The 12608-nt window shown below is 38.7% G+C and carries 10 protein-coding genes; 8 read left to right on the forward strand and 2 right to left on the reverse strand.

All coding sequences use genetic code 11. The features are described from left to right. Positions 1–123 precede the first annotated feature (123 nt). Together ACK4R1_RS01170 and ACK4R1_RS01175 are read right to left on the reverse strand one after the other, a co-directional pair. Positions 124–1416, reverse strand: a complete 1293-nt coding sequence (locus ACK4R1_RS01170) for an aminopeptidase P family protein (protein WP_409682473.1) — start codon at positions 1414–1416, stop codon at positions 124–126. 164 nt (positions 1417–1580) lie between these two features. Continuing rightward, entirely contained in the window at positions 1581–2177 is a 597-nt protein-coding gene (locus ACK4R1_RS01175; protein ID WP_409682476.1) for a Crp/Fnr family transcriptional regulator, read from the reverse strand. Between the two features lie 84 nt (positions 2178–2261). On the opposite strand from ACK4R1_RS01175, the gene ACK4R1_RS01180 reads away from it, so the two are divergent. The 8 genes from ACK4R1_RS01180 to ACK4R1_RS01215 all read left to right on the forward strand — a co-directional run bounded on the left by ACK4R1_RS01180 (position 2262) and on the right by ACK4R1_RS01215 (position 12597). Then, entirely contained in the window at positions 2262–3113 is an 852-nt protein-coding gene (locus tag ACK4R1_RS01180; RefSeq protein ID WP_409682479.1) for a ChaN family lipoprotein, read from the forward strand. Between the two features lie 86 nt (positions 3114–3199). Next, positions 3200–4069 carry a hypothetical protein gene (locus ACK4R1_RS01185; protein ID WP_409682482.1) on the forward strand — a complete coding sequence of 290 codons (870 nt, stop codon included), beginning with the start codon at positions 3200–3202 and terminating at the stop codon, positions 4067–4069. A gap of 161 nt (positions 4070–4230) precedes the next feature. Beyond that, complete coding sequence (locus tag ACK4R1_RS01190; RefSeq protein ID WP_409682484.1) at positions 4231–5070, forward strand: succinate dehydrogenase cytochrome b subunit; 840 nt, start codon at positions 4231–4233, stop codon at positions 5068–5070. A gap of 18 nt (positions 5071–5088) precedes the next feature. Further along, positions 5089–7098 carry a fumarate reductase/succinate dehydrogenase flavoprotein subunit gene (locus ACK4R1_RS01195; protein WP_409682487.1) on the forward strand — a complete coding sequence of 670 codons (2010 nt, stop codon included), beginning with the start codon at positions 5089–5091 and terminating at the stop codon, positions 7096–7098. A 7-nt stretch (positions 7099–7105) separates the two neighbouring features. Continuing rightward, positions 7106–7867: a succinate dehydrogenase/fumarate reductase iron-sulfur subunit gene (locus ACK4R1_RS01200; protein WP_409682490.1), complete on the forward strand. Its 762-nt coding sequence runs from the start codon at positions 7106–7108 to the stop codon at positions 7865–7867. A gap of 226 nt (positions 7868–8093) precedes the next feature. Next, positions 8094–8930, forward strand: coding sequence for an endonuclease/exonuclease/phosphatase family protein (locus tag ACK4R1_RS01205; RefSeq protein ID WP_409682492.1), 837 nt, complete (start codon positions 8094–8096; stop codon positions 8928–8930). A gap of 44 nt (positions 8931–8974) precedes the next feature. Then, on the forward strand, positions 8975–11821 hold the full coding sequence (locus ACK4R1_RS01210) for a GH92 family glycosyl hydrolase (protein ID WP_409682495.1): 2847 nt from the start codon (positions 8975–8977) through the stop codon (positions 11819–11821). Positions 11822–11835: 14 nt separating this feature from the next. Continuing rightward, positions 11836–12597, forward strand: coding sequence for a nitrilase family protein (locus tag ACK4R1_RS01215; RefSeq protein WP_409682498.1), 762 nt, complete (start codon positions 11836–11838; stop codon positions 12595–12597). The last annotated feature ends 11 nt before the right edge of the window (positions 12598–12608 follow it).

Here is a 12608-nt window from a genome sequence, read left to right on the forward strand (position 1 = left end):
GTTTTTTAACCATATAAGTCATATAAGTTAATTTAAGTTTTCTTATATGACTTATATGGTAAAACAAAACGACCCACTTTCGTGAGCCGTCTATTTTCTATTCTCTATATTCTATTTTCTTAATTACCCATTCATCAAACTCTCAATTTCCTCAACCTCAATCGGAATATTTCTCATCAAATTAAAAGGTTCTCCTGTTGACTGAATCACTACATCATCTTCCAAACGGATTCCGAAACCTTCTGCCGGAATGTAGATGCCCGGTTCAACCGTGAAGACCATGTTGGCTTGCATTGGCTCGTGCAACAATCCGTAATCATGCGTGTCTAATCCCATGTGGTGTGAGGTTCCGTGCATGAAGTATTTTTTATACGCCGGCCAATCGGGGTTTTCGTTTTGTACATCGGCTTTGTCGATTAAACCTAACCCTAACAATTCTGAAGTCATGATTTTGCCTACCTCAACGTGGTATTGTTTCCAGTAATTTCCGGTCACCAACATTTTAGTCGCTTCATTTTTCACTCTTAAAACGGCGTTGTAAACCGCTTTTTGTCGGTCACTAAATTTCCCCGAAACCGGAATGGTTCTGGTCATGTCGCTGGAATAATTCGCGTATTCGGCACCAACGTCTAACAACAATAAATCACCGGCTTTGCACTGTTGGTTGTTTTCGATATAGTGCAACACATTGGCATTATTCCCTGAAGCGATGATCGGTGTATAGGCAAATCCTTTGGAACGGTTGATTAAGAATTCGTGAGCGAATTCGGCTTCGATTTCGTATTCCATTACATTAGGCTTGGTGAAATTCAGCACTCTACGGAATCCTTTTTCGGTAATATCGCAGGCTTTTTGGATTAAATCGATTTCTTCGCTTTCTTTTACCGAACGCAATCTTTGTAAAATTGGGTTAGATTTTTCGACTTTATGCGCCGGATAATTTTCTTTCCACCATTTGACAAAACGGGCTTCACGGGTTTCAGTTTCGATTGACGCGCGATAATGCTCATTGGTATTGATGTAAATGGTATCGGCGTAAGCCATTACTTCTTTCAATGTTTTATGAAAATCTTGTAACCAAATCACCGATTTGATGCCGGAAGCTTCAAACGCTCTGTCTTTAGTCAGCTTCTCGCCTTCCCAAATGGCAATGTGTTCGTTGGTCTCTTTTAAGAATAAAATTTGCTTCAAATGCTCATAAGGCGCATCGGGAAAAAGCAACAAAATACTTTCTTCTTGGTCAACGCCTGATAAGTAAAAAATATCTCTGTGCTGTGCAAATGGCAAAGTACTATCGGCTGAAACCGGATAAATATCATTAGAATTGAAAACCGCTACACTATTGGGTTTCATTTGTGCGGTTAATTTAGCTCTGTTTTTTACGAATAAATCGCGGTCTATTGGATGGTATTTCATAATCTGATTTGAAAATTAATTGATTTGAAAATTTGAAAATTGATTTTTATCAAAATTACACAATAGTCAAAAGCAATTAGTAGCCAAATGGCGTTATTTTTTATTGACCGCAGATTCGCAGATTTTATTTTTATTTTTTTAATCTGCGAATCTGCGGTCAATTTTTAATGGCTGTTTTTACGAATGCGACTCATGTGTCGATTAGAGATCCCAAGAAAAGAAGCCAAATAATGCAAAGGCACTTCTTGTAACAGTTTGGGTTCGGTGGACAATAACTTTTTGTAACGCTCTTCCGGAGTTAACGTCAGTAAATCGATGCGATAATCGTCGATCAACATGATTTGTTTTTCGATTAAATTGTGGTAAAACTGTTGGAACACTTGGTTATTGGCCAATAAATCCTTGAAGTTTTCCAAATCGATTACCCAAAGTTGGCAATCTACTAAAGCTTTGATGCTTTTTCGGGACGGAATTTTATTGAGGAAACTATTTAATGATGACGTAACCGAATTTCGCAAGGCCAAATAAGTCGTTTTTTCTTCGGCTTCTACTAAAATGGCGTGTTGCAAAATCCCGCTTTCCACATAACAGAAATAGGGACAGACTTGGTTTTCATCGACTAAGAGTTGGTTCTTCTTTAAAGTCAAAACCTTAAAACGATTGGCAATTTCGGAAAGTGGCGTTTCCAAATGCTTATCTGACTCATTAATAAAATGACGCAAATAGGTTAAAAAAGCCGTGTTGTCGTTTTGAGTTTTCATAAATACTGACCACAAAAATATTCTTTTTTGGGACACATTTTTTTATTCAACGATTAATGAATAATTTTAAACAAAATTCATTCTATGAAAAAGGCAACGTTATTCCTCGTGTTTCTGATTGGTTTCGGTTTATCAGCCCAAGACAAAAAAGCTTACCAATTGTTTGATAAAAAAGGCAAAAAAGTAAACTACGGCACACTGCTTAAAGATGCGGAAAAAGCACAAGTGGTTTTGTTTGGCGAATACCATAACAATTCGGTTGTGCATTGGTTACAATTGGAACTGACTAAAGATTTAGCCGAAAAAAAACCATTGGTTTTGGGTGCCGAAATGCTGGAAGCCGACAACCAAAAGCAGTTGGACCAATACCTGAAAGGAGAAATCAATCAGAAAAAATTAGATTCTACTGCCCGACTTTGGCCCAATTATAAAACCGATTATAAACCTTTAGTAGATTTTGCCAAAGAAAATAAGTTGTCTTTTATCGCCACGAATATTCCGAGAAGATATGCTTCTATGGTTTCCAAAAAAGGATTTGAAGCCTTAGAAACGTTAACTGCCGAAGAAAAATCTTGGATAGCGCCATTGCCGATGGCTTATGATGAAAATTTGCCAGGTTATGTCAACATGATGAAAATGATGGGTGATCATGCTAGTCCGAATATGCCGAAAGCGCAAGCCAGTAAAGACGCGACTATGGCTTATTTTATTCAAAAGAACTTAAAACCGGATTCGATTTTCATTCATTACAACGGCACTTACCATTCGGATAACTTTGAGGGAATTTATTGGTATTTGAAAAAAAGTGCGCCCAACCTTCAAATAATGACCATTGCCACCTTGGAACAAAAAGATTTAGAAAAAATACCGGCAGAAGAACACAATAAAGCCGACTATATTCTCGTTATAGATGAAGATGTAACAAAAACACATTAACAACGTCTTAACATAATCAATCACCCGAGACAAAGCCGAATTGTTTGTCGCGAAGCGGAAAAAATCAAAATCAATCAAAAAATCAAATGAAAAAAGTTTATATCCTTCTAATCTTCTTAATCGCCGCCTTGCCCTTCTTTTCGTGCAGCAGTGATAATACTCCAGAAGAACCGATGTTAATTATCAAATTCCAATTTGATGAAAATCAGGCGCGACTAAATAATCTAGGACAACCTTCAACCGTTGCAACGGGAAATGCTGCGCAATCTCCAATATTCAATACGATTTCCGCTCATTACATGGAGTTGGCACCAAACGCTTTTACACAAATTGGTCAAGGAACAGTAATATATCATGCGCCGGAAACCAATCTAGGTGGAGATTCAGCTATCGATTTTGATCGGTCTAAAATAGTATCAGAAGGTGAAACATTTCTGAAAATTCCTCTGAGTCAAGTAACATCAGGAAGTTATGAATGGATGAGAGTTTCTTTATCTTATCAAAATTATCAAATCAATATTCGCCATCAAAATGTTGATTACATGGGAACTTTAGCTAGTTTTGTCGGATTTAAAACTTACATTTCCGAGTTTAACATTGGTAATAATATTTTTCAAGTGAACGGCAACAGAGCACAAGGCTATTGGGCATTTGGATTAAACAACCAACCTTATTCTTCTTCAGGACAAGCGCCTGCAAATGCTACCACAGTTCCTAATCCTATTGCCTCAACTTCGCCCATCCCGCAAGGTTCTTGTGTAGTAACCGGAAAATTTGCTTCCAATTTGGTCATCAATGGTAACGAGACAGACGATATTATAATCACGCTTTCACTATCGATTAATAACAGTTTTGAATGGCAAGAAGTCACCGCTGACGGAAAATTTGAACCTTCTATAGGCGAAAATGTAGTCGACATGGGATTGAGAGGCTTGATTCCGAGTTATGTTCGATAGTTTTGTTTAAGTTTTTAGCCCTAAAAAAGCCGTTTAAACACTTGAAAATCAACAAGTGTTAAACTCACTTTAAATTCATTATAAATTAGAACGAAAAGGTTGTAGTTAATGCCAAATAGGTGTATTTTTGTGTGATTTTTTTAAACAAATTATACACAATTATGGCAAAATCTGCACTTTTAAAGTCATCCTTAGCAAAAAAATATTGGATGGCTCTTACAGGTTTATTTTTATGCTTGTTTTTAGCAGGTCACTTAGCAGGAAATCTTCAATTAATTTTTAGCGATGCATCAGCGTTCAACAAGTATGCGTTGTTCATGACCTCTAATCCGGCAGTAAAAATTCTTTCTTACCTAACTTACATTTCCATTCTTTTCCACGCTGTGGATGGATTTTTATTGACGTACCAAAACGTAAAAGCAAGACCTATTGGTTATGCCAAAAACAATCCTTCCAAAAACAGTAGTTTTTCTTCCAGAAACATGGCGGTTTTAGGAACTTTGATTTTGGTTTTCATTGTTACTCACATGGTTAACTTTTGGGCCGTAATGCATTTTGATGAAAAAATGCCTTTACAAACCATCACAGTAGATCAAATGGGTGCCAAAATAGATTACTATATCACCACAGATACCGGGAAATTTTTCCCGACAGATTCTTTGCAATTGAAACAAATGGGCTTGGAAATTAGAAATAGAACAGAATTTTACAACAAAGAAGCCAATGTAAAAATGGGTGAAGGTTATAAAGACTTACACAAAATCACGGTAGCTTTCTTTAAAGATGCTAAAACGGGTTTAATCGCTACAATTGCTTATGTTTTAGCCATGTTTGTTTTAGCTTTCCATTTACTTCACGGTTTCCAAAGTGCTTTCCAATCACTTGGTTTAAACAACCCAAAGTATACACCGGCCATCAAAGGTTTCGGAGCGGCTTTTGCCATTATAGTCCCTTTATTATTTGCAACGATTCCGGTTTACATTCACTTTTTCCTAAAATAATCAACATCAGTATAGATCATGAAGTTAGATTCAAAAATACCAGAAGGTTCTATTTCAGAGAAATGGACTAATCATAAAAATCATTTAAAATTAGTAGCCCCAAATAACCGTCCGAAAATCGATGTAATCGTAGTTGGAACCGGATTAGCTGGTGCTTCTGCTGCAGCATCTTTGGGAGAAATGGGATACAATGTAAAAGCATTTTGTTTCCAAGATTCTCCAAGAAGAGCTCACTCTATTGCTGCTCAAGGTGGAATCAACGCCGCCAAGAATTACCAAAACGACGGCGACAGTACTTATAGATTGTTTTACGACACTATCAAAGGTGGTGATTACAGAGCTCGTGAAGCCAATGTTCACCGTTTGGCCGAAGTTTCTGCCAATATCATTGACCAATGTGTAGCACAAGGTGTTCCTTTTGCCCGTGATTACGGCGGTATGTTAGACAACCGTTCGTTTGGTGGAACGCAAGTACAACGTACTTTTTACGCTGCCGGACAAACCGGACAACAGTTACTTTTAGGAGCTTATTCCGCTTTATCCAGACAAATCGGATTAGGAAACGTGCAAATGTTTAACCGTCACGAAATGTTAGACTTGGTAAAAGTAGACGGAAAAGCACGCGGTATCATCGCCCGTAACTTAGTTACCGGAGAATTAGAAAGACATTCAGCTCATGCTGTAATTATAGCTTCAGGTGGTTATGGAAACGTATATTTCCTATCAACCAATGCCATGGGAAGCAACGTAACGGCCAGTTGGAAAGTTCACAAAAGAGGTGCACTATTCGCTAATCCTTGTTTTGTGCAAATTCACCCAACTTGTATTCCGGTTCACGGTGTTAACCAATCGAAACTGACTTTGATGTCGGAATCATTGAGAAACTCCGGTAGAATTTGGGTACCAAAAAGAAAAGAAGATGCCGAAGCCATTCGCGCCGGGAAATTAAAACCAACTCAATTAAAAGAAGAAGATAGAGATTATTTCTTAGAAAGAAGATATCCTGCTTTCGGTAATTTAGTACCGCGTGACGTTGCCTCAAGAGCCGCCAAAGAGCGTTGTGATGAAGGCCACGGGATTGAAGCTAATGATACCAACGAAGGTGTTTACTTAGATTTCTCTACCGAAATCCAAACCAAAGGTCGCCAAGCGGCTTACTCACAAGGAAACCATAATCCGTCTGCGGAAGAAGTGACCAAATTGGGTAAAAAATGGTTGGAAGAAAAATACGGTAACCTTTTCGCGATGTATGAAAAAATCACCGACGAGAATCCATACGAAACCCCGATGAAGATTTATCCGGCCGTTCACTACACTATGGGTGGCGTTTGGGTAGATTATAACCTGCAATCAACAATCCCGGGTTGTTTCGTTGCCGGAGAAGCGAATTTCTCTGACCACGGAGCGAACAGATTAGGAGCTTCGGCTTTGATGCAAGGTTTGGCCGATGGTTATTTTGTATTGCCTTACACCGTTTCCAACTATTTGGCAGACGAAATCAGAACCGGAAAAATTTCTACCGATTCTCCTGAATTCGTTGAAGCGGAAAACAGTGTAAAAGAATCAATCGATAAATTCTTAAACAATAACGGAACGAAATCGGTTGACCATTTCCACAAACGTTTAGGTTTGATTATGTGGAATAAGGTTGGTATGGCTCGTAACGAAAAAGGATTAAAAGAAGCCATCGAAGAAATCGCCGCTTTAAAAGAAGAATTCTACAAAGACGTTTATGTTCCGGGAAGTGCAGACGAATTAAACCCTGAATTAGAGAAAGCACTTCGCGTAGCTGACTTTATTGATTTAGGTCAATTAATGGCAATGGATGCGCTTCAAAGAAAAGAATCTTGTGGTGGTCACTTCCGTGAAGAATACCAAGATTCAGAAGGAGAAACCCTTCGTGATGATGAAAACTTTGCCTTCGTTGGTGCCTGGGAATACATGGGCTACGATATCAGCAAAGAAAATCTTCACAAAGAAGAATTGAAATACGAGTTTATCAAAATAGCCGCTAGAAACTACAAATAATTAAATTATGTCTGCAGCAAAAAACATCAACATAACCCTTAAAATTTGGCGTCAAAAAAACGCTAAAGCCAAAGGTCAAATAGAAACGTATAAATTAGATAATGTTTCTACTGCAAGTTCTTTTTTGGAAATGTTAGACCAATTGAACGAGCAATTAATCAACGATAAAAAAGAACCGGTGGCTTTTGACCACGATTGTCGCGAAGGAATCTGCGGTATGTGTTCACTTTATATCAACGGTCGTGCACACGGCCCGGATACAGGAACAACCACTTGTCAGTTACACATGCGTAAATTTAACGACGGTGATACCATTTACATCGAACCTTGGAGAAGCAAAGCTTTCCCGGTAGTAAAAGATTTAGTGGTTGACCGTAGTGCTTTCGACAGAATCCAACAAGCCGGTGGTTTCGTTTCGGTGAATACTTCCGGAAGAACCATTGATGCTAATGCAACTCCGGTGCCTAAACACGATGCTGACCGAGCTTTTGAAGCAGCCGCTTGTATCGGTTGTGGTGCTTGTGTGGCGACTTGTAAAAACGGTTCGGCTATGCTATTCGTTGGAGCTAAAGTATCACAATACGCTTTGTTACCGCAAGGAAAAGTAGAAGCTACCCAACGTGTATTAAACATGGTACGCCAAATGGACGAAGAAGGATTCGGAAACTGTACCAACACCGGTGCCTGCGAAGTAGAATGTCCAAAAGGAATTTCCTTAGAAAACATCGCTCGTATGAACAGAGAATATCTAAAAGCGAGTATTATATAGGCACAAGCCAAAAGGCATTAAGCATTAGAACGCATTCATTAATTTGGATGCGTTTTTTTATGGCGTGTCCTTTCAGGCCGCGCTTTCCGTTCCAATCTTTTTGTTTGTCAACCTGAGCGCAGTCGGAGGACAATTCCTAAAACAAAAAGGATTTCCACTGCAATCCCTAACGCAAACTCTGCAATAAAAAATGTACATTTACGAAAACAAACTATCTTTCATTCGTATGAAAAAAATCTTCATTTCATTGATAACTATTCTGTTTTTTGGCACAACAATCAATGCACAAAAGCTACAATTAATGACCTACAACATTCGCCTCGATGTAGCTTCCGACGGTGAAAACGCTTGGCCAAACCGCAAAGCCTATTGGGCGTCACAAGTCGCTTTTTATGAACCGGATATCTTTGGCATACAAGAAGCTTTACAACATCAAGTGACTGATATCAGTACGATGTTACCCAATTACAGTTACGTCGGTATCGGTAGAGATGGCATTGGTAAAGGCGAATCTTCGAATATTTTTTATAAAAAAGACCGATTCAAAGTTTTGCAACAAAACACCTTTTGGCTTTCGGAAACACCCGAAAAAATCTCTAAAGGTTGGGACGCCGCGCTCAATCGCGTTTGTACTTATGCTTTGTTCAAAGACAGCAAAACCAAGCAAACTTTCTGGATTTTCAATACACATTTAGACCATATGGGCGAATTGGCCAGAACGAATTCGATTCTTCTTATTCTTTCAAAAATCAAAGCACTCAATACTAAAAATTATCCGGTCTTTTTGATGGGCGATTTCAATTCGGAACCCACCGAAGAGCGGATCATCAATCTCAAAAAAGAAATGCTCGACAGCCACGATATCTCGGAAGAAAATCCTTTTGGTCCAAGTGGTACTTTCAACGGTTTCAAACACAATGAACCCGTGACTAAACGCATTGATTACATCTTTTTATCGAAAGACAATCCGTTTAAAGTCGAGAAATACGCAGTACTTAGCGATTCCAAAGACTTAAAATATCCTTCTGATCATTTGCCTGTTTTTATCGAACTTAAAATTTAACCAAACCATTTTTTATCTTTGGCATAACAACAACAAACCATACCATGAAACTGCAACTTACCACTTTTGTTTTACTGATTTCGCTTTCCGTTTTTAGTCAAAATCTCCACCAACATGTTAACCCAATGATTGGCACCGGTGGTCACGGGCATACTTATCCCGGCGCAACAGTGCCTTTCGGTATGGTGCAATTGTCACCCGATACCCGAATTGACGGCAGTTGGGATGGCTGTTCGGGTTATCATTACGATGACAATACGATTTACGGCTTTTCACACACACATTTAAACGGCACCGGATGTACCGATTATGGCGACATCATGTTGATGCCAACGATGGGTAATCCAATGTTAAGTCCAAAAGATTACAGCTCAACATTTTCGCATGCTAATGAAAAAGCTTCGGCCGGTTTTTATTCAGTTAAACTTGATAAACATAATATTGACGTGGCTTTGACTTCTTCTACCAGAGTTGGTTTTCACCAATATACTTTTAATAATTCCGGTCAAGCCAATATTATTCTAGATTTAAACCACCGCGATAAATTATTGCAAGGTGAAGTGCGAATCATTAACGCCAAAACCATCGAAATCCTTCGAAGAAGCGAAGCTTGGGCAAAAGACCAATACGTTTTTGCCCGCATTGAATTCAGCCAACCGATGCAAATCAATAAAATCAGAAGCAATAATTCGGCACAAGCTGCTACCACTGACAAAGTATTTAAAGGAACGCAATTGGCGTTGAGTTTTTCTAAAAAAGTCAGCAAAGGCGATAAAATTTGGATCAAAGTAGCTTTATCACCAACCGGTTATGAAGGCGCCAAGTTGAACATGAGCGAAATTCCGGGTTGGGATTTTAGTAAAGTTCAAAAAGCAGCCGAGCAACTTTGGGACCAACAATTAGCCAAAATTGAAATTACAGAGACCAATAAAGACAAACTAAGCATTTTTTACACCGCTTTATACCATACGATGGCGCAACCCAATATTGCCCAAGACATCGACGGCAAATACCGTGGTCGCGACAATAAAATTCATAAAGCGGAAGGTTTTGATTATTACTCAGTGTTCTCGCTTTGGGATACTTTCCGTGGCGCGCATCCGTTGTACACTTTGATTGAAAAAAAACGCACCGTCGATTTTATAAATACCTTTTTAAAACAATACGAACAAGGCGGAAGATTACCCGTTTGGGAATTGGCATCGAATGAAACCGATTGTATGATTGGATACCACTCGGTTTCCGTGATGGCAGATGCGATGGCCAAAGGCTTGACCGGTTTTGATTACGAAAAGGCTTTTGAAGCAGCAAAACACAGCGCAATGCTCGATCATTTAGGTTTGGAAGCCTACAAAAGACAAGGCTTTATTTCCATGGATGACGAACACGAAAGCGTTTCCAAAACGGTCGAATATGCTTATGACGATTGGTGTATTGCGCAAATGGCAATGATTTTAAACAAAAAAGACGATTACGAGTACTTCATGAAACGTTCCCAAAGCTGGAAAAACGTCTTTGATTGGAATACCGGTTTTATGCGACCAAAGAAAAACGGCGGTTGGGACAAACCTTTTGACCCGAAAGAAGTCAATAATAACTTCACCGAAGGGAATGCTTGGCATTATACTTTTTTTGTTCCGCAAGATATTCCGGGTATGATTGAAGCATATGGCGGAGCCGAAAAATTTGAAGCCAAACTCGACGAAATGTTCAACAGCGAAAGCAAAACTACCGGTCGAGAACAAGTCGATGTCACCGGTTTAATTGGGCAATATGCACACGGCAATGAACCAAGTCATCACATGGCGTATTTATACAATTATGTTGGGAAACCGGAAAAAACCAAGGCCAAAGTACAATACATCTTAAACGAATTCTACAAAAACACACCCGACGGTTTGATTGGCAACGAAGACTGTGGTCAAATGAGCGCTTGGTATGTGTTGAGTTCTATGGGGATTTATGCGGTTACACCGGGAATGGCCAAATGGGATGAAACTAAACCCTATTTTGAAAGAATTAAATTCAATATAGATGGAGAAAATATAGCAGAAATTAATCAAAATTCAACTGCTGAAGAATTAAAAAATTTAGGTGGTTTTTACAAGAATGCTATTAAAAGCAGCAATCTTTTTGTTTACAAAGATATTGTTCCCGTTCCGGTCATTATTGCTCAAAGAAAATCGTTTAAAGATTCTTTAGCCATCGACTTTGATCATCCGCATCCGGATCATTTGGGTAGTTATTCCTATAGAATTGTTTATAATGATGAAAAAGGAGTGCCTTTCAAACAATACCAAGGAGAAAAAATTACTTTGAAAGAAACTGCAACAATAGAAGTGCGATTTGCCGAAATGATTGACAATCAACCTATCAAAAGCCAAATTATTTCAGGGAATTTCTTCAAAAAGCCCAACAATTACACCATCGATATCAAATCGACTTACAATCCGCAATACCATGCCGGTGGTGCTGAAGGTTTATTAGACGGCATCAACGGAACGACTAATTGGCGCAAAGGTGATTGGCAAGGTTACCAAACCCAAGATTTTGAAGCGGTAATCGATATGCAAAAAGAACAAACCGTAACAGAATTTCACAGTACTTTTCTGCAAGACCAGCGCTCTTGGATTTTGATGCCGACCAAAGTGGAATATTATATTTCTTCGGATAATACTAATTTTACTTTAGCCGGAAGCGTGGATAACGATGTTGATCCGAAAACCGATGACAATCAAATCAAAGATTTCAACCTAACGGCTTCAAAAGTACTCAAAGCAAGATATGTAAAAGTGAAAGCTTACAATTACGGCAAACTACCGGAATGGCATTTAGGCTATCCGTACAATGGCGATGCTTTTATCTTTATTGATGAAATTACCATAAAGTAAACTTATCCCTAAAAATGAAAATCGCCTTAATACAAATGCACTTAATTTGGGAAAACCCAACGGAGAACCGAAGTCATTTGGCCCAAAAAATTACGGGTTTTATGGAAGACGTCGATTTGATTGTGTTGCCCGAAATGTTTTCTTCCGGGTTTACCATGAATCCGAAAAACGTTGCTGAAACTATGGATGGCGAAACAATTTCGTGGCTCCAACATTTGGCGAAAGCCAAAAACTGCGCAATTACCGGAAGCTTGGTTATAGAAGAAAACGGTAATTTTTACAACCGATTGATATTTGTTTTTCCGAATGGTGACTTGAAAACTTATGACAAAAGACACCTGTTCACACTCGCAGGAGAAGACAAAGTATATACCGCGGGAAAAGAAAAAATAATCATTGAGTACAAAGGATTTAAGATTTGCCCGCTGATTTGTTACGATTTGCGTTTCCCGGTTTTTGCCCGAAATGTGGAGAATTATGACTTGCTAATTTATGTGGCCAATTGGCCCAAACCACGCATCAATGCTTGGGATATTTTACTCAAGGCGCGCGCGGTAGAAAACATGAGTTATGCCATTGGCGTGAATAGAATTGGAATGGACAAGAATAATTTGGAATACGTTGGGCATTCTCAAGCCGTTGATTTTTTGGGAAATTATTTGGTTGAACCACAACAAAGTGAAGGTGTTTTTATAGTGGAACTAGACAAAGAAAAACTATTAGAAACCCGAAGTAAATTAGCTTTTTTAGAAGATAGAGATCATTTCACCATATAAGAAAACAAAAG

The organism is Flavobacterium sp. (assembly GCF_046293665.1).
Classification (GTDB): domain Bacteria; phylum Bacteroidota; class Bacteroidia; order Flavobacteriales; family Flavobacteriaceae; genus Flavobacterium.